Annotated in this window: 18 protein-coding genes and 1 pseudogene; 17 read left to right on the top strand and 2 right to left on the bottom strand. The window is 65.8% G+C overall.

The features are described 5' to 3' along the window. The first annotated feature begins 16 nt into the window (after positions 1–16). The 10 genes and pseudogenes from LGN19_RS15790 to LGN19_RS15745 form a co-directional block, all read left to right on the top strand. Positions 17–733 (top strand): TetR/AcrR family transcriptional regulator, encoded by a 717-nt coding sequence (locus tag LGN19_RS15790; protein WP_226215824.1) that lies wholly within the window; start codon positions 17–19, stop codon positions 731–733. A gap of 270 nt (positions 734–1,003) precedes the next feature. After that, positions 1,004–2,998 (top strand): TonB-dependent siderophore receptor, encoded by a 1,995-nt coding sequence (locus LGN19_RS15785; protein WP_226215822.1) that lies wholly within the window; start codon positions 1,004–1,006, stop codon positions 2,996–2,998. Next, on the top strand, positions 2,995–3,822 hold the full coding sequence (locus LGN19_RS15780) for an energy transducer TonB (protein ID WP_226215820.1): 828 nt from the start codon (positions 2,995–2,997) through the stop codon (positions 3,820–3,822). The genes LGN19_RS15785 and LGN19_RS15780 overlap by 4 nt, the downstream gene beginning before the upstream one ends. A 16-nt stretch (positions 3,823–3,838) precedes the next feature. Then, positions 3,839–4,579 (top strand): MotA/TolQ/ExbB proton channel family protein, encoded by a 741-nt coding sequence (locus LGN19_RS15775; protein WP_226215819.1) that lies wholly within the window; start codon positions 3,839–3,841, stop codon positions 4,577–4,579. After that, positions 4,579–4,986, top strand: a complete 408-nt coding sequence (locus tag LGN19_RS15770) for an ExbD/TolR family protein (RefSeq protein ID WP_174957179.1) — start codon at positions 4,579–4,581, stop codon at positions 4,984–4,986. Before LGN19_RS15775 ends, LGN19_RS15770 begins: the two co-directional genes overlap by 1 nt. A gap of 119 nt (positions 4,987–5,105) precedes the next feature. Next, on the top strand, positions 5,106–6,944 hold the full coding sequence (locus LGN19_RS15765) for an extracellular solute-binding protein (RefSeq protein ID WP_226215817.1): 1,839 nt from the start codon (positions 5,106–5,108) through the stop codon (positions 6,942–6,944). Positions 6,945–6,949: 5 nt separating this feature from the next. Continuing rightward, positions 6,950–7,999, top strand: a complete 1,050-nt coding sequence (locus tag LGN19_RS15760) for an ABC transporter permease subunit (protein ID WP_226215815.1) — start codon at positions 6,950–6,952, stop codon at positions 7,997–7,999. Between the two features lie 14 nt (positions 8,000–8,013). Next, positions 8,014–9,246, top strand: a complete 1,233-nt coding sequence (locus LGN19_RS15755) for an ABC transporter permease (protein WP_226215814.1) — start codon at positions 8,014–8,016, stop codon at positions 9,244–9,246. Beyond that, positions 9,243–10,832 (top strand): ABC transporter ATP-binding protein, encoded by a 1,590-nt coding sequence (locus tag LGN19_RS15750; protein WP_226215812.1) that lies wholly within the window; start codon positions 9,243–9,245, stop codon positions 10,830–10,832. Before LGN19_RS15755 ends, LGN19_RS15750 begins: the two co-directional genes overlap by 4 nt. A gap of 286 nt (positions 10,833–11,118) precedes the next feature. Then, positions 11,119–11,391, top strand: a pseudogene (locus LGN19_RS15745) (transposase); the annotation flags it as partial. Between the two features lie 15 nt (positions 11,392–11,406). Here the strand turns inward: LGN19_RS15745 and glmS are convergent. After that, positions 11,407–13,224: a glutamine--fructose-6-phosphate transaminase (isomerizing) gene (glmS, locus tag LGN19_RS15740; RefSeq protein WP_226215810.1), complete on the bottom strand. Its 1,818-nt coding sequence runs from the start codon at positions 13,222–13,224 to the stop codon at positions 11,407–11,409. Positions 13,225–13,273: 49 nt separating this feature from the next. Further along, complete coding sequence (locus LGN19_RS15735) at positions 13,274–14,362, bottom strand: hypothetical protein (RefSeq protein WP_226215809.1); 1,089 nt, start codon at positions 14,360–14,362, stop codon at positions 13,274–13,276. A 1,325-nt stretch (positions 14,363–15,687) separates the two neighbouring features. On the opposite strand from LGN19_RS15735, the gene wecB reads away from it, so the two are divergent. The 7 genes from wecB (at position 15,688) to LGN19_RS15700 (ending at position 24,651) form a co-directional block, all read left to right on the top strand. Next, positions 15,688–16,905 (top strand): non-hydrolyzing UDP-N-acetylglucosamine 2-epimerase, encoded by a 1,218-nt coding sequence (wecB, locus tag LGN19_RS15730; RefSeq protein WP_226215807.1) that lies wholly within the window; start codon positions 15,688–15,690, stop codon positions 16,903–16,905. Positions 16,906–17,308: 403 nt separating this feature from the next. After that, complete coding sequence (locus LGN19_RS15725) at positions 17,309–17,605, top strand: hypothetical protein (protein ID WP_226215805.1); 297 nt, start codon at positions 17,309–17,311, stop codon at positions 17,603–17,605. A 357-nt stretch (positions 17,606–17,962) separates the two neighbouring features. Beyond that, on the top strand, positions 17,963–18,424 hold the full coding sequence (locus LGN19_RS15720) for a (2Fe-2S)-binding protein (protein ID WP_011351636.1): 462 nt from the start codon (positions 17,963–17,965) through the stop codon (positions 18,422–18,424). After that, positions 18,421–20,745, top strand: a complete 2,325-nt coding sequence (locus LGN19_RS15715) for a xanthine dehydrogenase family protein molybdopterin-binding subunit (RefSeq protein ID WP_226215797.1) — start codon at positions 18,421–18,423, stop codon at positions 20,743–20,745. Before LGN19_RS15720 ends, LGN19_RS15715 begins: the two co-directional genes overlap by 4 nt. Positions 20,746–20,817: 72 nt before the next feature. Next, entirely contained in the window at positions 20,818–21,585 is a 768-nt protein-coding gene (locus LGN19_RS15710) for a class II aldolase/adducin family protein (protein ID WP_174983278.1), read from the top strand. A 107-nt stretch (positions 21,586–21,692) separates the two neighbouring features. Then, entirely contained in the window at positions 21,693–23,522 is a 1,830-nt protein-coding gene (locus LGN19_RS15705; protein ID WP_226215795.1) for an acyl-CoA dehydrogenase, read from the top strand. A gap of 148 nt (positions 23,523–23,670) precedes the next feature. Continuing rightward, positions 23,671–24,651, top strand: a complete 981-nt coding sequence (locus tag LGN19_RS15700) for an NADPH:quinone oxidoreductase family protein (protein ID WP_089450266.1) — start codon at positions 23,671–23,673, stop codon at positions 24,649–24,651. The last annotated feature ends 32 nt before the right edge of the window (positions 24,652–24,683 follow it).

The raw sequence follows: 24,683 nt of genomic DNA, 5'->3' as shown, positions 1-24,683 counted from the left end.
TGACAGTCGTACTGTTTTGCTGCAGCGACGCAGCAAAGTTTTAACGAGCAACCTCAATGAGCCGTTGTCCGATCGAGCAGGATGTGAGATGGACGCGCCAAGCATCATGACGAATCCGACATCCGATACCGGTAAACCTACGAGGCGTTCGCAGCGCGCGCGGAGCGCGGCCGCTCGTCATGCACTGATCAACGCGACGCTTTCGTGCCTCAAGGACGTGGGACTCGCGAACACGTCGATCAGCGAAATCTGCCGGCGCTCGGGACTGTCTCGCGGCGCGCTGCTTCATCATTTTCCGCACAAGAACGAGTTGCTCGTGGCGTCATACGTCACGTGGATCGGCACGAAAATCGACATGCTCGAACGGCGCATCGCAGCCGGCGCGAGCGTGCGCGACGAGGTGACAGCATGGCACGCGCAGATGCGCGAAACCTTCCCGACGTCGCTGGAGTTCTATTGGGCGTTGCAAAACGATGCGGATCTGCGAGAACGCTTCAACACGGCGCTGCTGTCGCACCCGATCGGCGACGATAAGAGCGGTCACCCGGTGGATACGTGTATCGACGCATCGTCGACGCCGTCGCTCACGCGCTATGTGATCGTTTGTTTCATTCGCGGCCTGTGTCTGCAGGAGTTTTTCGTTCGGGATCCGTCGATTCCCGATCAGGCTTTCGAGCATTTCATCGAGATTCTGAGCACGTACATCGAGCATTCGCTCGCGGCTGAGACCTGACACGTGGAAGTTCCGGTTCGGCTTCGGTGCTCTTCGGACTCTCCATATCATATCGGACTACTAAAATTGAAAACAGGAATTCTCCATCAGCGTGTACTTCCTGCCATGCTGATCGGTGCGGGGTTGTTGACGGCAGGCCACGTTTACGCCGCCGACGAAAACAGCACGAACGATGACGCGTCGTCGGCTACGTCGACGAAAAATTCAGCGGGTAAGCAGACTGCAACGCCAGCCGCAAAGTCGCGCGAAACCGTACGCAGCCTTGCCACCGTGACGGTGCAGGGATCGCGCCAGCAAGCGCCGAAGGTGTCGAGCGGCGCGCTCGGCACGCGTTCGGATCTGGAAACGCCATTTTCCACGCGCGTGGTCACGCAACAGGATCTCGAAGACCGTCAGGTGAAGTCGCTCGGCAAGGTATTCGCCGAGGACGCGGCGGTGCTGTCGCTAGGCGATACGTATTCGTTCAACGCGTATTCGATCAATGTTCGCGGCATGGCGCTCGACGATTTCAACGGCTACAAGATCAATGGCCTGCCGTTCTATATGACGACCGTCGAACTGCCCGTCGAGTCGTTCGAATCGATTCAGTTGCTCAAAGGTGCATCCGGTTTCATGTATGGCTTCGGTGCGCCGGGCGGCATCATCAACTTCGTGACGAAGAAGCCGACCGATACATTCACGTTCAGTGCCGATGTCGGTTATAGCTCCGACGGCATCGCGAGCGAACACATCGACACGGGCGGACGCTTTGGCCCGCAAAGCATGTTTGGCTATCGCTTCAACATCACGCACGAGCAGGGCGATACGTATAACGGCGCACATGTGCTGCGCAATTCGGAGTCGCTATCGCTCGATGCGCGCCTGACGCAGTCGCTTACGTGGACGTTCGACGGTCTTTATCAGTCGCGCAAGGTGGACGGCGGCATTCAGGACATCACGCTCGGCAATTTCGCTGGCACGAGCGTGCCGCGCGCGCCGAGCGGACGCACGAATCTTTCCGCATATGGCGATACGTTCTTCAATTCGAACGTCTATTTCCTGAGCAGCGGCTTGCATTGGCAGATCGATCCGGTGTGGAAAGCGAGCATCGACTACAGCCATAGCAAGGACGAACGGAGCTACTCGGGGCAATGGCTCAATCTGCTCAATCCGCAGGGCGATTTCGATACGATCCTGAACCGTGCTCGCGGCTCGTCGATCTACGATATCGTGCAGATGACGCTCGAAGGCAAATTCTCGACGGGGCCGATCGATCATCAGGTCGTGCTCGGCGCGTCGGAACAGTGGCTCTCGAAGAAGACCGTGCCGAAGGCGCTGTACACGGACATCGGCTCGAACAACCTTTACCACCCGATCACGCCACTAACGTGGAACGGCACGTTCGACTATGGCCAGCAGTACAACAACTTCAATTCGCAGCAGAAGTCGCTGTTTGCAAGCGACACGCTGAGCTTCCTGAAATACTGGTCGATTCTCGCAGGCGTTCGCTACACGAGCTATCGCCAGACGTCGTATACCGCGCCCAATACGGCCGGCAGCACCTATACGCAGACGCCGGTCACGCCCACACTCGCACTGATGTTTCGTCCGCGCAGTGACCTGCTGTTCTACGCGAGCTACGTCGAGGCGCTCGAGGACGGTGGCACGGCGGCGTCAAGCTACGCGAACGCGGACCAGGTGCTCGACCCGATCAAGAGCAAGCAATACGAAGTGGGCGTGAAGTATGACGCCCAGCACTATGGCGCGTCCGCTGCGCTGTTCCGCATCGAGCGCGGCGCGCAATACGGCAACGCGCAGAACGTGTACGTGTCGAACGGCAAGGTGCGCATCAACGGCCTCGAACTAAACGGTCGCGTCGATTTGCCTGCGGGTTTCCGCATCGCGGCGAGCACCGCGTGGGAAACGGGAACGTATAACGAGACCGAAGCGGATCTCGTCGGCAATCGCGTCGAGGGGATTCCGCGCTGGCAGGCCACGTTGCAGGTGAGCGACCGCATTCCGGGCCTGCAAGGCGTGACCGCGAACGTCGAGGCTCATTACTACGGCAGCATGAAGGCCGATGCGAACAACCAGTTTGTGCTGCCGAGTTACACGCTGTTCAACACAGGCCTCAGCTATCGCACGACGATCGGCGGCCATGGCGTGACGCTGCGCGCCGAAGTCGACAACATCTTCAATCGCCATTACTGGGGCTTCCTGCAGTCCGACTACCTCTTCGTCGGTGCGCCACGCACGCTCGCGCTCAACGCGAGGTTCGACCTGTGAGCGCCGCATCGCTGACCGTCGAAGATCCCGCGCTGTCGCAGCGGCGGCGCGCGGCGTGGCGGGCGGTCGTCGCCGGCGCCCGGCATGGTGTGTCAGCTGAGTCGCGGCAGGAAATCGCCCGCGACGATGCATCGTTCGACGCACGTGACGGCGGTCCTGTCACCGTGCGTCAGGCCGTGGGCGGCGCGCTCGTCGTCGGTGTGTTGCATGCGGCGCTGATCGCCGCGTGGCTGCATGCGCGGCCCGCGTCGCACGAACCGGTGGTCACGCCGCCGATCGCGTTGCAGATGACGGCCGCACCGCAACCGCTGCCGCAAGCGCCCGCGCCCAAGCCGGTGACACCGCCGAAGCCGTTGCCTCAGGCGCGGCATGCGCCGAAGCCGCGCCACGTGCCGACACCCGCGCAAGCGCCGTCTGCATCCGTACCGCCGCCCGCTGCGCGGCCCTCGGCTGCGCCGGCGGAATCGGCCGCGCCCGCACCGGCGGCGGCGCCTGCCGCACCCGCTGCACCGGCCGCAGCCACCGCACCGGCCACGCAAAAAACCACGCTGCCCGACGGAAATGCCGACTACCTGCACAATCCCGCGCCCGACTACCCGGCGACAGCGCAGGACTACGGCTGGCAGGGCAGGGTCGTCCTGCATGTCCACGTACGTGCGGACGGCTCGCCCGACACACTCGAGGTCCGTCGCTCGAGCGGCCACCGCGTGCTCGACGATGCCGCCGTCGCCGCCGTGCGGCACTGGAGCTTCGTGCCCGCGAAGCGGGGCGACACGCCTGTCGATGGCTGGGTCGACGTTCCGCTCAATTTCCAACTTGACTGATTTCCGGAGTCCGAACATGAATTCGTTGCCGCTTACCCTTATCGTGCAAGGCGCCTTGTGGCTGCTCGGCGCGTTCTCCATCGCAACGTGGACGATCATCGTCCTGAAGGCGATTCAGCACACACGCGCCGCACGCGTCGATCGGCGCACCGACGATGCACTCGACGGTGCACTTACGCTCGTCGATATCGCTTCGCGCGCGCTGCCCGAAGGCCCCAAGGCGCGCGTGACGGGCGCAGCGCTCGCCGCGCTCGAACAGGCGCGCACGTTTGGCAGCGACCATCCTGAAGACCTGTGGAGCCGCCAGGACACGCTGGAGCGCCAACTCACGCGCCAAATTGCGCACGAACGCCGACGCCTCGAACATTCGCTCGCGTGGCTTGCGTCGGTGGGCAGCATCGCGCCGTTCGTCGGGCTGTTCGGCACGGTGTTCGGCATCATTCACGCGCTCGGGGCGATTTCGCATGCGGCATCGGCGAGCATCGACGTGGTGGCCGGACCGATCGGCGAGGCGCTCGTCGCGACGGGCATCGGCATCGCCGTCGCCGTGCCGGCCGTGCTCGCGTACAACATCTTTGTGCGCGGAACGAAAGCCGCGGTCGCGCGCCTCGACGATCACGCCGGCACGCTCTACGCGCTCGCGCAGCGCCAGCAGTTTCGCCTTTCAGTAAAAAACGCCGCCGAGAGCGCGGCGACTGCGCCGCGCGCCGATCAATCCCGACCGGTTCTCGCCCGCGCTACGGAGGTCGCCGCCTGATGGCTTTCTCCTCCAACCAGGACGACGACGTCCTCAGCGAAATCAATATCACGCCGCTCGTCGACGTGATGCTCGTGCTGCTCGTCGCGTTCATCGTGACGACGCCGCTGCTCAACAAGGCGATCCAGGTCAATCTACCGAAGACCGAAGCGACCGCTTCCGCTGATCCGAAAAAACCGCTCACGGTGAGCGTCGACGACGCGGGCACAGTCTGGTTCGACAAGCAGCCAGTGCCGCTCGCTCAGGTGGAATCGCAACTCGAACAACGCAAGCAGCAGGACGCGGATCTCGCCGTGTCGCTGCAAGCCGACGAGCGCGTGCCGTACGGTCCCGTCGCGAAGGTGCTGGGCGCGGTGCAGCACGCGGGCATCACGAAGCTGTCGCTGGTGACGCAGCCGGAGCAGTAATGACCGATTCCGTCCGTCCGACGTCGCGCGCGCAGCTGTCCGCTCTGATTGTGCGAGTTTCACGAGTTGCACAGGTTGTACGTGTTGCGCAAGTTGCACGCGTTGCGCGATGCGTGTGCATGGCCGGCGCCGTCACGCTTGCACACGCGGCGCCCGATCCTCAGTGGCAAACCACGCTTGCGCTCTTTGACGACGCGCGGCCCGATGCGTCGATGCAGCGCTTCGCGTGGGCCGACCACGCGCCACCGCGTGACGGCACACTGCGCCTCGCGAACTACACGGAGATCGCGACGTACGACTCGCTCAATCCGTTTCTGCTGCGCGGCAACGCGGCGCCCGACGAAGTCAATCTGATGTTCGAGACGCTGATGCAACGCAGCCTCGACGAAGTCGGCACGCAATATCCGTTGCTCGCCGATCGCGTCGAGATCGCGCCTGACGGCCTTTCGGCGACGTTCCACCTTAATCCGGCTGCGCGCTTTTCGAATGGCGCGCCGGTGACGGCGCAGGACGTGCGCTACTCGTTCGAGCAGTTGACGGGGTCGTTGACATCGCCGATCTACAGCAGCCGCTACGCGCTCATTCGCGCGGTGGACGTGATCGACGCGCAGACGGTGCGCTTTGCATTTCGCACGGTGCAGCGCCGCGCGGTGCTCGAAGCGGGCGATCTCTACGTGTTTTCGCGCGACTGGGCGCGCGCGGCGGACGGCGGCACGCTGACGTTCGACCAACTTGCCACGGTTGCGCCCATCGCGAGCGGGCCGTATCTGATCGGCGCGCGCGCGAGCAATCACGAGATCGTGTATCGGCGCAATCCGCGCTATTGGGGCGCGGATCTGCCGGTGCGGCGCGGCATGTTCAACTTTGCCAACGTGAGTTTCCGGCTCTACAGTGACCCGTCGGCGCCGCTTCAGGCTTTTCGCGCCGGCGATGTCGACGCGCTGACCGAAGGCAGCGCGGAGCAATGGTCGCGCAACTACAGCGGCCCCGCCTTTGCGAACGGAACGCTGCGGAAGCAGGAGTTTCCGGATCACGGCATCAGCAATGCGCAGGGTCTGTTCTTCAATCTGCGGCGTCCCAAGTTCCAGGACATTCGCGTGCGCGAGGCGATCGGTCTCGCGCTCGATTACGAATGGATCAACCGGAACATGTTTTTCGGCCAGTACACGCGCACTCGCAGTTTTTTCGACGAAAGCGTGTTCGCCGCGAGCGGCGTACCGGGCGCCGACGAGCTGACGCTGCTCGAGCCGCTACGGGGCGGCGTGCCGCCCGAGGTGTTCGGCGCACTGCCGCCGCAGCCGGATACGTCGGCGCACCACGGGCTGCGCCGCAATCTTGCACGGGCCGAGGCGCTGCTCGCGAGCGCGGGCTGGCATTACCGCGATGGCATGCTGCGCAACGCGGCCGGCACGCCGTTCACGATCGAACTGATCGACGACGGCACGGGCATGGAGCGCATCCTGATGATCGTCGTGCGCAACCTGAGGCTGCTCGGCATCGATGCGCGGCTGCGCATCATGGATCAGACCATCATCGTCGAGCGCCTCAAGCATTTCGATTTCGACATGACGACGTTGGGCTACCGCGCCGCGAGCATTCCGGGCGTCGAACTGGAACGCCGCTTCGGCAGCCGCGCGGCGCACACGCCGGGCTCCGAGAATTACACGGGAATCGCGTCGCCCGCCATCGATGCGCTGATCGACGACGTACAGCGCGCCGGCAGCGAACGCGAGGTGATTGCCGCGGCGCGCGCGCTCGATCGCGTGCTGCTGTGCGAACGCATCATGATTCCGGAGTGGCACGCCACGCACTCGCGCATCGCGTGGAACCGGCGTATCGCGCCGCCCGCACGCGTGCCGCGGCAATACGGCGAGCTCGATTGGGTCATCGGCTGGTGGCACGCCGCACCCGACGCGCAGAGCACGAACGCCGCGACGCACGCGGCCCAACAGGAGTAAGTGTCATGTTTGCGTATATCGGGCGCAGATTGCTGCTCATGATTCCCACGCTGCTGGGCGTGCTGACGGTGACGTTCGTCATCATGCAGTTTGTGCCGGGCGGCCCTGTCGAGCAGGTGATGGCGCGGCTGCAAGGCTCGTCGGTTCACGGCGAGGGCGCTTCCGGCCCAGGCGGCTATCACGGCGACGAAGGCGTCGATCCCGCGCAAGTCGCCGCGATCCGCCGCACGTTCGGCTTCGACGTGCCGCCGCTCACGCGCTACGTGCGCATGCTCACGCATTACGCGCGCTTCGACCTCGGCGAGTCGTTCTTTCAGCATCGCTCGGTCTGGGCGCTGATCGTCAGCAAGCTGCCGGTGACGGTCACGCTCGGCACCTGCACGCTCGTGCTCACGTATTTGATCGCGGTGCCGCTCGGCATTGCGAAGGCGCTGCGGCGCGACACGACGTTCGACTTCGCGACGAGCGCTGCGCTGCTCGCCGCGTACGCGATCCCGGGCTTCGTCCTCGGTGTGCTGCTGATGATGCTGTTGAGCGGCGATCTGTTTCTGCATGTGTTTCCGCTCGGCGGTTTCGGCGCCGAAGAGCACGACACGCTGCCGCTCGCGCAACGCGTGCTCGACCGCATCTGGCATCTGGTGCTGCCGGTCACGGCGTCGGTGGCGAGCAGCCTCGCCGTCGTGTCGTTTCTCACGCGCAACGCGTTCATCGACGAATTGTCGCGCCAGTACGTGCTGACTGCGCGCGCGAAGGGCGTGTCGCGCAACGCAGTGGTGTGGCGACACGTGCTGCGCAACGCGCTGATTCCGATCGCGACTGGTTTTCCCGCGGCGTTCGTGTCCGCGTACGTGAGCGGCAGCCTGCTGATCGAGACGCTGTTTTCGCTCGACGGCGTAGGGCGCCTGTCTTACGACGCGATCATCGGCCGCGATTATCCGGTCGTGCTGGGTTCGCTGTTCGTGTTTACGACCGTGAGTCTGTTCGCGAAGCTCGCGGGCGATCTCGCGTATGCGCTGATCGATCCGCGCATTCACTTCGGCGGCAACGGCCGCTGAATCCGGGGTTCTCCATGGAAGTCATCAGCTCATCGCACGCGGATACGAAGCAGGCGGACTACGCCGATGCCGTGCCGCATGCCGTTCCCGATACGCCAACGGGTGCCGCATTCGTGCCGCCGCCGCGCGCCATTGCGTCACACCGCGACGCGGCGAAATTCGCGCGCGCGTTCGCATGGTGGCGGCGCTTGCGCCGTCAACGGCTCGGCTTCGCGAGCCTGGTCGTGTTCGCGGTGCTGTTTGTCGCGAGCCTGCTTGCCGGCATGATCGCCTATGATCGGCCGCTCGTCGCGCGCTATCACGGCCAGTGGCTGTTCCCGGCGCTGCACACCTATGCCGATAGCGACTTCGGCGGCGCACTGCCCACGGAGGCCGACTATCTCGACCCGTTCATCCGCGAGCAGTTTTCGCGCGACGGCAATTTCGCGCTCTACGCGCCCGATCCGTATCGTTACGACACCGTGAACTATCACGCAGCGCAGCCATTTCCGGCGCCGCCTTCGGCGCAGAACTGGCTCGGCACCGACGCATACGGTCGCGACGTGTTCGCGCGCGTACTCTACGGCTTTCGCAGTTCGGTCCTGTTCGCGCTTGCGCTGACGCTGACAGGCGCGCTCGTCGGCATGCTCGCGGGCGCGCTCCAGGGCTATTACGCGGGCCTCGTCGACCTGCTCGGCCAGCGCGTGATCGAGGTATGGACCGCGTTGCCCGATCTCTATCTGCTGATCATCCTGTCGTCGATTTTCGAGCCGAGCCTCGTGCTGCTGTTCTTGCTCCTCGCCGCCTTCGGATGGATCACGCTGTCCGATTACGTGCGTGGCGAATTCCTGCAAAAGCGAGCGCTCGAATACGTGCGCGCCGCGCGCACGCTCGGGCTGTCCGATCGCCAGATTATATGGCGGCACATTCTGCCGAACAGTCTTACGCCGGTCATCACCTGGCTGCCGTTTCGGATGAGTGCGGCGATCGTGTCGCTTGCGAGCCTCGATTTTCTCGGGCTCGGCGTTCCGCCGCCCCAGCCGAGCCTCGGCGAGTTGCTGGCAGAAGGCAAAGGTCATCTGTCGGCGTGGTGGATTTCGGCGACGGCCATCACGGCGCTTGTGGTCACGTTGCTGTTGCTCACGTTCATCGGCGACGCGTTGCGCGAATCGTTCGCCACCGACCGCAATCGTGCCGCCGACGGTGCAGATGCCGACGATACCAACACCCACGGTGGCGACACCCACACCGCAGGAGCCGCCCGATGACGATGCCCGTACTCGAAGTCGAAGACCTGAACATCAGGATCGGCGCGCGGACGATCGTGTCCGGGCTCGATCTGACGATCGGGCGCGGCGAGCGCGTCGCGCTCGTTGGCGAATCGGGATCGGGCAAGAGCCTGACCGCGCTCGCGTTGCTCGGGCTCGCCGACGCTGCGCGCGTGAGCGGCCGCGTGCGGCTCGCGGGCGACGAGTTGCTCGGTAAAAGCGAAGCGCAATGGCGTGCGACGCGCGGCCGCGACATCGCGATGGTGTTCCAGGAGCCGATGACTGCGCTCAATCCACTCAAGACCATCGGGCGGCAGATTGGTGAAAGCCTGCGTCTGCACGCGGGGCTGAGGGGCGCGGCGGCACGCGAGCGGGCGATCGCGCTGTTGCGGCGCATGGGGATCGTCGAACCCGAACGCAAGATCGATGCCTATCCGCACCAGTTGTCGGGCGGCCAGCGGCAACGCGCGATGATCGCGATGGCGCTCGCGGGCAGCCCGCGTCTGCTGGTCGCCGACGAGCCCACCACGGCGCTCGATGTCACCGTGCGCCGGCAGATCGTCGATCTGCTCATCGAACTACAGGAAGCCGACTCCGACGGGAAAGGTCTCGCCATTCTGCTCATCACGCATGATCTGCATCTGGTGCGCCGCTTCGCGCATCGCGTCGCGGTGATGCAGCACGGCGAGATCGTGGAGCAGGGTGCGACCGACGCGCTGTTCGCCGCGCAGCAGCACGCGTACACGCGCAAACTGTTCGACAGCGCACCGCGCCGTACGATCGTGCCGGTGGCCACCGATGCGCCGCGCGTGCTCGACGTGCGCGCGCTGCACGCGGGGTATCGCACACGCGCGCGCGGCTGGCGCGGCCTGTTTCGCAGCGAGACGCCCGCCGTGCTGCGCGGCGTCGAGCTTCAGCTGCGAGAAGGCGAAACGCTCGGCGTGCTCGGTGAATCGGGCTGCGGAAAGTCGACGCTGGCCGCGTCGCTCGTCGGACTCGTCACGCCGACGGCGGGCGCGATCCGCTACGCGGCGCTGGAAGCCGCGGGCAATGCGGTAACGCGGCTAGAACGGGCCGCGCAAGTTCAGATGGTGTTCCAGGACCCATTCGGCTCGCTTGCGCAGCGCCTGAACGTGGGTGAGATCGTCGAGGAAGGACTCGCACTGCATCATCCGCACATGACGTTCGACGCTCGGCGTGCACGTGTGGCGGCGCTGCTCGCGGAAATCGGCTTGCCGGCCGACGCGGCGTTGCGTCATCCGGTGGCGTTCTCGGGTGGGCAACGGCAACGCATCGCAATTGCGCGGGCGCTTGCGGTCGATCCGCGCATCCTCGTGCTCGACGAACCAACGAGCGCGCTCGATGTGTCGATCCAGAAGCAGATTCTCGAACTGTTGGTGACGTTGCAGCGGCGGCGTCGACTGAGCTATGTGTTCATCAGCCACGATGTCGACGTGCTGCGCGCGGTGTCACACCGACTCGTCGTGATGCACGACGGAAGGATCATCGAGAGCGGGGAGACGCAGGCGGTGCTGGCGGCGCCGCGTCATGCTTATACGCGTACGCTCGTCAATGCGAACGATTGAGCCGGCTCAACCACGACGATACGCGGTCGACCGGCTGGACCGGGTGCGATAACAGATGGCGCGGCAGCCGACGGCTTGCCTGTGAAGGCACCTCGCCATGATCGTCGGCTTGTATGGACGATCCTCTGAAAGTGATTCGGGACAGCATGGTTTCACCGCGACTCCGGGCAGCATGTGATAAGGGTGACACCCTCCGGATTGTTGGGAATATCGAGCTTGACCTGCCCAGGGATTTTCGGACCAACTGACACTTGAGAGAATGGCTTCCACCGGAGAAATGGAAGTCATGAAGACGAGCCGGTTTGGCGACGAACAGATGGTGACGATCTTGCGCGAGGCGGACACGGCGCCAGCCGCCGAGGTCGCGAAGAAGCACGGAATCGGCGAGCAGGCGATCTACAACTGGCGCCAGCATTTCTGTGGCAGGGCGGCGACCGACGACAAGCGGCTCAAGCAACTCGAGCAGGAGACCGCGCGGCTGAAGAAGATGCTGGCGGAACGCGATCTCGAGCTCGACGTGATGAAAGAGATGAACGCAAAAAATGTATGGTCCGCCCCCGGCGACCCAACCCCCTCACTCCACCGTCACCGATTTCGCCAGATTCCTCGGCTTGTCGATATCCGCGCCACGCAAACACGCCGCGTGATACGCGAGCAGTTGCAACGGCACGACGTGCAGGATCGGCGACAACAACCCGTAGTAATCGGGCATCCGCAGCACCGACACGCCTTCGCTGTTGTCGATCCGCGTGTCGGCATCGGCGAACACGTAAAGCTGCCCGCCGCGCGCGCGCACTTCCTGCATGTTCGACTTCAGCTTCTCGAGCAGCGCGTCGTTCGGCGCGATCGTCGCGACGGGCATCGTGTGGGTCACGAGCGCGAGCGGCCCATGCTTCAGTTCGCCGGCGGGATACGCCTCCGCGTGGATATACGAAATCTCCTTGAGCTTCAGCGCACCTTCGAGTGCGATCGGGTAGTGCAGCCCGCGCCCGAGAAACAGCGCATTCTCGTGCTGCGAGAATTCGGCCGCCCAGCGCTCGATCTGCGGCTCGAGCCCGAGCACATCCTCGAGCGCGCCGGGCAGCCGCCGCAGTTGCGTCGTATAGCGCGCAAGCTGCGCATCGTCGACGTAGCCGCGCAGCCGCCCGAGCGTGACCGCGAGAATGAACAGCGCGACGAGCTGCGTCGTGAACGCCTTGGTCGACGCGACGCCGATTTCCGGGCCGGCCCGCGTCAGGAAGCGCAGGCCGGTCTGCCGCATCATCGCGCTGGTCGGCACGTTGCAGATCGCCAGCGTGTCGATATGGCCGAGCGCCTGCGCGTACTTGAGCGCGGCGAGCGTGTCGGCGGTCTCACCGGATTGCGACACGCTCACCACCAGCGTATTCGGCATCGCGAGCGCGTCGCTGTAACGGTATTCGCTCGCGATCTCGACTTGCGCGGGCACGCGCGCGATCGTTTCGAGCCAGCGGCGTGCCGTCAGGCCGGAGTAGTGACTGGTGCCGCACGCGAGAATCAGCACGTTGTCGATCTGCTCGAATGCCCGCGCGGCGTCCGGGCCGAATACGGCCGGATCGAATAGCCCCGCATCCGGGATGGTCGCGGCCACGGCCTGCGGTTGCTCGAAGATCTCCTTTTGCATGAAGTGCCGGTACGGCCCGAGTTCGACGGCGGCCTCGGCGGAGGAAATGGTTTGTACCGCGCGCTCGACCGGTGCGCCGCCGCGATCGAGCACGCGCACGCCGCCCGGCGTCAACTCGACGATGTCGCCTTCCTCGAGGAAGATGAAGCGGTCGGTGATGCCGGCGAGTGCGAGCGCGTCGGAGGCAAGAAAGCATTCACCATCCTTCACGCCGACGACGAGCGGCGAGCCCACCCGCGCGCCGATCAGCCGCTGCGGCTCGTGCTTGCTGAACACGGCGATCGCGTAGGCGCCGTGAAGCTGCGACGTTGCGGCACGCACGGCGGCGAGCAGGTCGCCGCGGTACTTGCTGTGGATCAGGTGTGCGACGACCTCGGTGTCGGTCTGGCTATCGAATTCGTAGTGCGCATCTGAAAGTTGCTTGCGCAACGTTTCGTGGTTCTCGATGATGCCGTTGTGAACGAGCGCGATTTCATCGCGCGAGAAGATCGGATGCGCGTTGCAGGTTGCCGGCGCGCCGTGCGTCGCCCAGCGCGTGTGCGCGATACCGGTGCTGCCGGTCAGGCCGGCGGTGCGCACGTGCGCGTCGAGATCGGCGACGCGCGACACGCTGCGCTCGCGACGCGCCTGGCCGTCGACGACCGTCGCCACGCCGCATGAGTCGTAGCCGCGATACTCGAGGCGACGCAAACCTTCAATCAGAATCGGGACGATATCCCGTTGCGCGACCGCGCCGACGATGCCACACATGACACGTCTCCTTCCCTTTTAGTCATCATGGACCGCACGCACCCTTGCGTCAGCGCGATGCGGTCGCCGTTGCCGCCGCCGTCGTGAATCCGCATCGAGCGGGTATGACGGGGGCGGCCATCCGTCTTTCGAATGCCAGATATAGCGACTCCTCCAGTACGTTCCAGTGTGCGCCGTGCCGGTATGGCGCTGATCGCGCTTGCCAGCAGGCGACCGTGCCCCAATCGTTCATCTTGACCGCGACCAGCGCGATCAAGCTCCACGGATAATCGGTGTCGGCGAGTTGCGGCCAGCTCTTGCCGTACTTCCTCATCCACTGCGCGTAGATCGTCTCGCCAGATTGTTCGGGAACCTGAATGTCAGACAGGAGCGGGAGGATCTGCGCGATCTTCGCAGGATAAAAACTCGTGTCGCTGACCTGCTGCGTGCTGGCGCGAAAGCCGGATTCCGTGCCGCGCCAGAACACCTTCAGGATCGCGGATGCCAGCCGGTCGGCGCGCTGGCTCCACGGGCCCGCATGCGTGTAGTCGGCGCGCCGGACGTAGTACGCCGCGAGTGCCTGGAACGCGCTGTGTACCTCGACGTTGTCCATCAGCAACGCGACGTGCAGTGACGACGAGATCTGATAGACGCCGGAGGGCTTGTCGAGCAGCGTGTCCAGATGCAGGCCGGCCCGGTTCAGGCTGAGTTCCCATGCGGCGGGCAAGCCGTCAGGCGGCGCGAAGCGGGCGAGCAGTTCGATCCAGGTCGCCATCATCGCGTCGTCGGTTTCCGCGTCGGCGCATGCGCGGTAGCGGTCGTTCTTCAGGCAATAGCGATCGAAGCCGCCATCCGGACGCTGGCGCGGCAGTACCCATGCGATCCACGCGAGCGCAGCCGGACGGGCGTCGAGTTGCGCGTCGGACGCGGCCAGCAGCGCTTTCGCCGCGAAATACGGATCGATGCCGACGCCGTTCACGCGCACGGTGATCGCGCCGTCGGCGCGCTGGTACATCCCGTTGAGCCGGAGTTCGGCGGCGCTCGCGTGCAGCGCGAAGCCGCACGCGGCGATACAACAGGCGACGTGCCACAGGCGGCACAGCGCGACGGTGGCCGCTACGCGCGAGCGTACGGTCGGGCAAAGCGCGGGCCGGTTCATGGTCTTGGGCGCCTGCGCGGCGGTCCTGTGCAATCGTCGCCGGGCGCGGCGTTGGCCGCGTCGCACCCGGCGAGCGCGTCGACGTTGTGGCTCGGTTCACCGTGGCGCGGGTGAACCCGAGGCGGGTACCGATATTGGCGTTCGCGGCCAGGTTCTTTACTTCGGAGCCGGAACCAGGCTCGCGGATCGCACGTACTGCAACAGGACACGTCGGCACGTTCGGCGCGTACGAGCGCTTGTCTTTCGCTCCAGGCGGACGCGTTGCGTTTCGTCCCTGCTTCGTTGCTTGGGCGTCCCCGTTCGTCCGCGGTCGGGCGGGCGCTTCGGGGCACACCTGACTGTCATTAAGCAAGGCGTGAGCCATCGGCCGCGATGCCGCGCGCAGCAAGGGGCCGGGGTGGAGGGCAGGCGCGTGGCGCAGACGATGGCGGCGGATTTTGATTCATCGAAGAATCAGCGTCCGCGGGCCGAGCGCCCGAGCGCGATCGGCGTTACGGCCCGTACGCGTCATGCGTCGAGCGAATTGTCTGCCGAACCGGTGCGACCTCGGCGGCACGACCCTGCTCGGTGATGCGCATCGCGTCGTTCGTTGCGTGTGCATCGGCCGGAATGCCGGTGCATTGCATGAGGACGCATGCGTTGCGTGGACCGGACTCCGATGCAACCCCCCCGTTCAAAACCTGCGTTACACATTCGCAACGTTTCCCACCCTCCCGATTCGTGCGACGTAAACGACGTTGCGTGTCGGGTAAATCCCTCGTGCATGACCTCAGCCGAGTGGTCGATTGTGTCGCCCGCTGCACAGACAAAAGTGGCGGATCAAGGAAGCGCAACGCGCTTCGACAGATGCGTGAGATCCGACGCGCAAGGAGCGCTCGACACGGGTTCGCGATTCGTCGGACGACGTCGCCGAAGGAACCGCACGACTGCCCGGATAGGCGCCTGTATCGCGCACATCCGGCGCTGCGACACGCGTAGCAGTTGTGAAACATTCCGTCGCTCACTGCGTGTGCGCGGTGCATGCAGGGTGAACCGCACACGGCTGCAGGGCGGCTGGTTTGAATATTGCTGTAGTGGAAGGGAAGTGAAGAACAGAGGTGACGCCAGGTTCAGCGAGGAACGACTCATGACGTGACTGATCAAGTGCAACGGGACGCCGGTAGTACGACGATTCGCGTGGCGTAGACCGCGCGAACCGGGCGGCGCACTCGCTCCGCGACATCGCAACGTGTCGACTGCGTGCGAGTACGGGAGGTGCCGCCTGAATACATGCTTCGCGCCACGAGCAGGGTCATTCAGCGCGAAATGGCTCAACGAGGATAACGATGAAGAAGATTTTGCTTGTGTTCGGGACTCGGCCGGAGGCCATCAAGATGGCACCGCTGGTGCGTGCATTGAAGGCACAAGCGGGCGTCGACGCCAGGGTATGCGTGACCGCGCAGCACCGTGAAATGCTCGATCAGGTGCTGACGCTGTTCGACATCAAGCCCGACTACGATCTCAACGTGATGCGGCAAAGTCAGACCCTGACCGACGTGACGACGGGCATTCTGCAGGCGATCGGCGTCGTCTTTGACGAGTTGCGTCCCGACGTCGTGCTGGTACATGGCGATACGACGACCACGCTCGCGGTCAGTCTTGCGGCCTTCTACCGCTATCTGCCGGTCGGGCACGTGGAGGCCGGCTTGCGCAGCGGCGACATCTGGTCGCCGTGGCCGGAGGAGTTGAACCGCCGCGTGACCGACGCGGTGTCGTCGTGGCATTTCGCGCCGACCGGGCAGGCACGCGACAACCTGCTCAGCGAGGGCGTACCGGGCGGGGCGGTCGTGCTGACCGGCAATACCGTGATCGACGCGCTGCACGAGGTCAAGCGCATGCTCGACTGCACCGCGGCGCTGACGGAGCGGGTCGCGGGACAGTTTCCGTTTCTCGAGCCGTCGCGGCGCGTGGTGCTGATCACCGGCCATCGCCGCGAAAGTTTCGGCGAGCCGTTCCAGAATTTCTGCGATGCGCTGTGTATGCTGGCGAATCGCTATCGCGACGCGCAGTTCGTCTATCCGCTGCACATGAACCCGAACGTGCGTGAGCCGGCGCGTGCACGGCTCGGCAACGTGCCGAACATCTACCTGATCGAGCCGCAGGAATATCTGTCGTTCGTATTCCTGATGTCGCGCGCGCATTTCATCATCACCGATTCGGGCGGCATTCAGGAAGAAGGGCCGGCACTGGGCAAGCCGGTGCTGGTCACGCGCGAGACGACGGAGCGGCCGGAAGCGATCCAGGCCGGTACCGCACGGCTCGTCGGCACCAATCAGGAGCGGATCGTGTGGGAGGCCTCGCGTCTGTTCGACAGCGAGAGCGCGTACGGGGAAATGGCGCACGCGAGCAATCCGTACGGCGACGGTCATGCGAGCGAGCGGATCGTTCACGCGCTGATGCGTAATCCGGGGGCACCCACGAAGGCGACGAGCTTTTCGATGGGGACGTCGGAGATGCCGATGAATCCGCTCACGCTGGGATTGCAGGCGTTGAGGTCGCGGTGAGGGTGGTGGCGCGCTAGCGCCCGAACGGCTCGTTACCGTCATCCGATGATCCGGTCCGGCCAGCAGGCCGGCCGGACGTTTGCGTTTGCGCGATCTCGCCGTTCGGCGAGACCGGCGAATTCGTGTGTCTGCGTGAGCGGCCGCACCCACCCCCACCCCGACAACGACCGCTTCCGGGCAAACCGGCAATTCCTGTCGGCGCGTAGAAAAATTCGACGGATTGCGACATCGCAACGGCCGGTTCGTCCAGCGTGCCATCCACTCCCGAACGAAGTCATGTGTTTCGCGACCATGCGACGATCGTGCGCGTCGGTGTATGCTTTTCGGCAATTCGCAGCGGACGAGCCCATCCTTGGCGCGATGGCGTATCCGCTTGGCAGGACGATGGTTGACGGAGAGGTCAATGCGTAAGTCGACGATGGGTGCGATCGCAGTCGCAGTCGGTCTGCTTCTGGCAGCGTGGGGAGTGCTTGCCGTCCTCGGAGCGGCGGCTCAGGTGAGTGGCGGCAGCTACGGGGCGCAACCCGTCAGCGATTTCGCGATCGAGCATTTCCTGTCCCTCGGCCCGCTGATTGCCCTGGGCGGTCTGGTCGTGTGGCTTTACTACCGTCGCAGCGAGGCGTCCGGTGATCGCGGACCGTCGCCATCCGGCAGCGAGAGCGAATCGCCTTCGGCCGCGCATCGAAACATCGATACCTGAATCACCGGCCTGTCTCATCCGCAAGCGTGGCCGGCCGCAGCATTCCATCCCCGGGTGACTTTCCCGCTCCGATGACCTGAAACGCCCGAATCGCCCCGATCCGACGGCAAATCCGAAATGGTTCGATAATGCGGTCGGCGATCCATGCGGGCGAGCAAGCGGCCGGGAAGTCGTTGTCATGTTGCGCAGGCAACCGGGCGGCCGCATCGTTGACATGTATCTGCCGGGCCGTGTTTGCAGGCAACTCGGCCCACGACACGGCGCCTTGCCTGCCTGGTTGTTCGGAATGTGCGCCGCGCCGTTCGAATCCCCACCCGATGCCTGCCCGATGCGGGCACCGCAACCAGGAGGTGAACGATGATCACGCTGACCGTCAACGGTAGCGAGCAGCACTTCGACGGCAATCCCGACATGCCGTTGCTCTGGTATCTGCGCGATGTCCTCGGCCACACCGGCACCAAGTTCGGCTGCGGCATGGCGCTGTGCGGCGCGTGCACCGTGCACCTTGACGGCGTCGCGATCCGGTCGTGCATCACCCCGGTCGCGGCCGCTTCCGGCAAGCGCGTGACGACGATCGAGGGACTGTCGACGGATCTCGATCATCCGCTGCAGCAGGCCTGGCAGGAACTGAACGTCGCGCAGTGCGGCTACTGCCAGTCCGGGCAGATCATGCAGGCCGCGTCGTTGCTGAAGACGAATCCCCATCCGACCGACGCCGACATCGACGATGCGATGTCGGGCAACATCTGCCGCTGCGGCACCTACACGCGCATTCGCGCGGCGATCCGTCTGGCCGTGCGCCGCGGAGGTGCCGCATGAGCGCGCCCGAACTCTCCGTCCATAACGAAAGTCGTCGCGCGCTGCTGCTCGGCTTCGCGTCCGGCGGGCTGCTGCTTGCGTTCGGCGTGCCGTCGCTGGTTCGTGCGGCCGTGCCCGTGCAGCCGCCCGTCAGCGCGAATCCGCAGTATGGCGGCGCGGGGATGCCACACGGGTTGCGCGACGATCCGCACCTGTTCGTCGCGATCGCGCCGGATGGCACGGTCACCGTGACCTGCATCCGCTCCGAGATGGGGCAGGGCGTGCGCACGAGCGTCGCGCTCGTGGTGGCGGATGAGCTGGGCGCGGATTGGGCGCGCGTGAAGGTCGCGCAGGCCGTCGGCGACGAGCCACGCTACGGTAACCAGAACACCGACGGGTCGCGCAGCCTGCGCCAGAGCTTCGCCGCGCTGCGTCGCGCGGGCGCGGCCGCGCGCACGATGCTCGAACAGGCTGCCGCCGCGGCGTGGGGCGTCGATGCGCGTCAGGTCAAGGCGACGGTGCATGAGGTCGTCGACACGAAGAGCGGGCGCAAGCTCGGCTTCGGTGAACTGGCGGCGAAGGCGGCCGCGTTGCCGGCGCCGGATCCGGCAACGGTGGTGCTGAAAGCGCCCGCCGAATTCCGCTATATCGGCAAGGGCGAAACGGCGCTGATCGACGGACGCGATATCGTCGGCGGCCGCGCGCACTATGGAATCGACACGCGGCTCGACGGGATGCTGTATGCGGTCGTCGCGCGACCGCCAGCCTACGGTGACACGGTGGCGTCGTTCGACGCGTCGACGGCGGAGAAGCTGCCGGGCGTCGTCAAGGTCGTGTCGCTCGCGCCAACGCCGCTGCCGTCCGGGTTCCAGCCGCTTGGCGGCGTGGCGGTCATCGCGCGCGATACGTGGACAGCGATCCAGGCACGCGCGCAACTGAAGATCGACTGGAAGCGCGGGCCCAACGCGAACTACGATTCGGCCGCCTATCGCAAGACACTCGAAGCGGCGGCCGCGCAACCGGGCGACGTGATCCGCAACGATGGCGACGCGGCGGCGGCGCTGGCCGGCGCCGCCAAGCGCGTGCGTGCGACGTACTACATTCCGCATCTCGCGCACGCGACGATGGAGCCGCCTGCCGCTGTCGCGCGCGTGGCGGACGGCCGTTGCGAAGTGTGGACCTGCACGCAGGCGCCGCAGACCACGCGCGACGAGATCGCGAAGGCGCTCGGGTTGCCGACGGAGCGCGTGACGGTCAACGTGACACTGCTCGGCGGCGGCTTCGGCCGCAAGTCGAAGCCCGACTACGTGGTGGAGGCGGCGCTGCTGTCGAAGGCGGTCGGCGCGCCCGTCAAGCTGACGTTCACGCGCGAGGACGACATCGCGCACGACTATTTCCATGCGGTGTCGCTCGAGGCGTTCGACGGCGGGATCGACGCGTCGGGGAAAGTGGTCGCGTGGCAGCATCGCACGGTCGCGCCGTCGATCCAGTCGACGTTCAGGGCCGGCGTCATGCACGAGCAACCGGGCGAGCTCGCGCAGGGAATTGCCGACCTGCCGTTCGCGATTCCGAACGTGCGGATCGAGAATCCGGCCGCGGAAGCGCACACGCGGATCGGCTGGTTCCGCTCGGTCTACAACATCCCCCACGCATTCGGCATCCAGAGCTTCGTGTCGGAGCTGGCGCACGCGGCCGGCCGCGACCCGAAGGATTTCCTGCTCGAACTGATCGGGCCCGCGCGGCGATTCGAGCCGCACATCACGGTGAAGAACGTGAACTACGGCGAGGATCCGGCGTTGTATCCGGTCGATACCGGGCGGCTGCGGCGCGTGATCGAGACGGTCGCGCACGGCGCCGGCTGGGGACGCAAGCTGCCGAAGGGGCACGGGCTCGGGATTGCCGCGCATCGCAGCTTCGTGTCGTATACGGCGGTGGTGTGCGAGGTGCAGGTCGATGCCGACGGCAAGATCGCGGTGCCGCGGGTCGACATCGCGATCGACTGCGGGCCGCAGGTCAATCCGGAGCGCGTCCGCTCGCAACTCGAGGGCGCGGTGGTGATGGGGCTCGGCATCGCGCTGCACGGCGAGATCACGTTCAAGGACGGCCATCCGGAGCAGAGCAACTTCAACGGCTTCCAGGTGCTGCGCATGAACGAGGCGCCGCGCGAAATCCGCGTGCATCTCGTTGCGCCGGACGATTTTGCGACGCCGCTCGGCGGCGTGGGCGAGCCGGGCCTGCCGCCCGTCGCGCCGGCGCTGACCAATGCGATCTTCGCGGCGACCGGCACGCGCATCCGCAGCCTGCCGGTTGCCGATCAGCTCGCGAAGCCGGACGCCGGTTGACGCACAATATCCCCCACGCCGGGCCGCATCGTGCGGCCCGGTGCACATCGACCCCTGAGCAAGGAGCGTGACGTGACCTCATCCGAAGTCAGTGTGAAGCAGTCGGTTTCCCCCGCCGAATGGGAAGCGCGAGTCAACCTCGCGGCGGCCTATCGCCTCACCGCGCTGTTCGGCTGGGACGATCTCGTGTTTACCCATATTTCCGCGCGCGTGCCCGGCCCGGAGCATCATTTCCTGATCAACCCGTACGGGATGATGTTCGACGAGATCACCGCATCGTCGCTGGTGAAAGTGGATCTCGACGGACGCAAGGTGTCCGAATCACCGTACGAGATCAACCCGGCCGGCTTCACCATTCACAGCGCGGTGCATGCGGCCCGCGACGACGCGCTGTGCGTGATGCATACGCATTCGATCAACGGCGTCGCCGTGTCGGCGCAGGAAGGGGGCTTGCTGCCGCTGTCGCAGCAGTCGCTCGGCGTGCTGGCGTCGCTCGGCTATCACGACTACGAGGGCATTGCGCTCAACGAGGGCGAGAAAGCGCGCCTCGTGCGCGACCTCGGCGCCAACACGAACCTGATGCTGCGCAACCACGGCCTGCTGACCGTCGGCGCGACGCCGGCAGACGCGTTCGTCGCGATGTACTTCTTCGAAGCGGCCTGCATGATCCAGGTCCGCGCGCAGGCCGGCGGCTCGGCGTTGTTGCCGATCGCACAACCGATTCTCGACGGCATCAAGCAGCAGATCGCCGCGGTGACGCGCGGGATGGGCGCCGGAGCGCTCGTCTGGCCCGGCTTGCTGCGCCGGCTCGATCGGCGCAACCCCGGTTACGCGGACTAGCGCATCCGTCGTTGTCGTTTGCGAACGACCGTGCTAAATTCCTGCCAGCACTTGCAGACCCGAAACCCTTCATTCGGCTGACGAAGCCGGCCCCGGGAGGCAGCACGATGAGCTTGTTGATGTCGCGACGCGATCTCGCGTTCCTGCTGTATGACTGGCTCGACGCGGAAGCGCTCGTCGCGCTGCCGCATTACGCCGAGCACAGTCGCGAGACCTTCGACGCGGTGCTCGATACCAGCGAGCGGATTGCGGAAGACCTGTTCGCGCCGCATGCGGCGCGTGGCGATCGCGAGGAGCCGCAGTTCGACGGCGAGCGCGTGACGCTGATCCCGGACGTCGAGCCGGCCGTGCGCGCCTTTGCGGACGCCGGGCTGATTGCCGCGGGCCATGACGAAGCGCTCGGCGGCATGCGCTTGCCGAAGCTGGTCGAAGCCGCGTCGTTTCTGTTCTTCCAGGCCGCGAACATCGCGACGGCCGCCTATCCGTTCCTGACCGTCGCCAACGCGAACCTGCTCGTCGCGCACGGCAGCCCCGCGCAGATCGACGCGTTCGCGCGCCCGGAACTGGAAGGGCGCTACCTCGGCACCATGTGCCTGTCCGAGCCGCAAGCCGGTTCGTCGCTGTCGGACATCGCGACGCGCGCGGATTTCGAAGGCGACTCGCCGCTCGGCCCGCGCTACCGGCTGACCGGCAACAAGATGTGGATCTCGGGCGGCGAACACGAACTGACGGAGAACATCGTCCACCTTGTGCTCGCGAAGATTCCCGACGAACACGGCCGGCTGCTGCCCGGCACGCGCGGCATCTCGCTGTTCATCGTGCCCAAGTACCTGCCGGGCGCCGATGGCGCCGCGCAGGGCGAGCACAACGACGTGGTGCTCGCGGGGCTGAACCACAAGATGGGCTATCGCGGCACCACCAACTGCCTGCTGAACTTCGGCGAAGGCACGCGCTACCGTCCGGAAGGGCGCGCAGGCGCGATCGGCTATCTGGTCGGCCAGCCGAACCATGGGCTCGCGTACATGTTCCACATGATGAACGAAGCGCGCATCGGTGTCGGCGCGGGCGCGGTGGCGCTCGGCTACACGGGCTATCTGCACGCGCTCGACTACGCGCGCAACCGGCCGCAGGGGCGTCCGCTCGGGCCGGCCGGCAAGGATGCCGCCGCGCCGCAGGCACCGATCGTCGAACATCCGGACGTGCGGCGCATGCTGCTCGCGCAGAAGGCCTATGTCGAAGGCGGTCTCGCGCTGATCCTGTACTGCGCGAAGCTGGTGGACGAAGCACGCGCGCACGATGATGCGGACGTGCGCGAAGGTGCCGCGCGCCTGCTCGACATCCTGACGCCGATCGCGAAAAGCTGGCCGTCGCAGTGGTGTCTGGCTGCGAACGACCTCGCGATCCAGGTGCACGGCGGCTATGGCTACACGCGCGATTACGCGGTCGAGCGGCTCTATCGCGACAATCGGCTCAATCCGATTCACGAAGGCACGCACGGGATCCAGGCGCTCGACCTGCTGGGCCGCAAGGTCGCACAGGACGATGGCGTATTGCTGCGCGCACTTGATGCGCGGATCGGCGCGACCGTCGAACGAGCGCGCCTGCTCGATGGCAACCTCCGCGAGCAGGCCGATGCGCTGGCGCAGCGCTGGGCACGGCTGGTCGACGTCACGCGTCAGCTCGGCGCGATCGGGGATCCGCAGGTGCGGCTCGCGAACGCGAGCGTCTATCTGGAAGCGTTCGGCCATCTCGTCGTCGCGTGGATGTGGCTCGATGTGACGCTCGCCGCGCACGGGAAAGCCGACGATTTCCACGACGGCAAGCGTGCGGCGGCCCGCTATTTCTTCAACTGGGAATTGCCGAAAGTGGATGCGCAGCTCGATCTGCTGGCGAGTGTCGACACGACGACACTCGAGATGCGCGACGCGTGGTTCTGATCGTTGCTTCACCGACATTCCGGAATGCAGACGATGTCGCGGATGCCGATTACGTCGGCAGTTGCGTATTCGTCTTGAACCGGCCGTGCGGGCGTGCCCCGCAGGCTGACCCGATGCCCGCCTACACCGCACTAGGAGAGAGACGAACATGAAAGCCCTGTTGTGTACCGCATTCGGCCCGATCGACAGCTTGCGTATCGAGGACGTGGCGATTCCCGAACCGGCCGCAGGCCAGGTCCGGGTTCAGGTCAAGGCCGCGTCGCTCAATTTCCCCGACGCGCTGATCGTCCAGGGCTTGTATCAGGTGAAACCGGCACTGCCGTTTTCACCGGGTGCGGAATTTGCCGGCGTGATCGACGCGGTGGGCGAGGGCGTGACCGCATGGCAGCCGGGTGATTCGGTGGTTGCGTTCACCGGGCACGGCGGGTTCGCGCAACAGTGCGTGGCCGACGTGCACCAGATTGCCGCGTTGCCGCCGGGCATGACATTCGAGCAGGGCGCGGCGCTCGTGCTCGCGTACGGCACGTCGCTGCACGCGTTGCAGCAGCGCGCGCGGCTGCAAGAAGGCGAGACGTTGCTCGTGCTGGGCGCGGCGGGTGGCGTCGGGCTCGCCGCGATCGAGATCGCGAAGGCGCTCGGCGCGCGCGTGATTGCGGCGGCGTCGAGTGCGGACAAGCTGGCACTGTGTCGTGAAGCGGGCGCCGACGAGACGATCGACTATGCGACCGAAGACCTGCGCCGCCGTGTCGACGAATTGACCGGCGGGCGCGGTGCGGACGTCGTCTACGATCCGGTGGGCGGCGCCTACAGCGAGGCGGCGTTGCGCGCGACCGCCTGGCGCGGCCGGTTCCTCGTGGTCGGTTTTGCAGCCGGCGAGATTCCGAAGATCGCGCTGAACCTGGCGCTGCTCAAGGAGCGCGACATTCTCGGCGTGTTCTGGGGCGATGCGGTGCGCCGCGATCCGAAGCAGCATGTCGCGAACATGCGCCTGCTCGCCGAATGGTTCGCGGCCGGCAAGGTGCGACCCGCGATCACCGAGCGCGTGTCGCTGGCCGGCGCCGCCGACGCGATCGCGCGGATGGCGAACCGGCAGGTGAAGGGCAAGGTGGTGATCCTGCCGGACGCGTGACCGGCTTTCCGCGCGCCGCGTGCCGCGCACCG

This window comes from Burkholderia sp. AU30198 (genome assembly GCF_020419825.1).
GTDB lineage: Bacteria > Pseudomonadota > Gammaproteobacteria > Burkholderiales > Burkholderiaceae > Burkholderia.
This window is presented reverse-complemented; position numbering and strand designations above follow the sequence as displayed.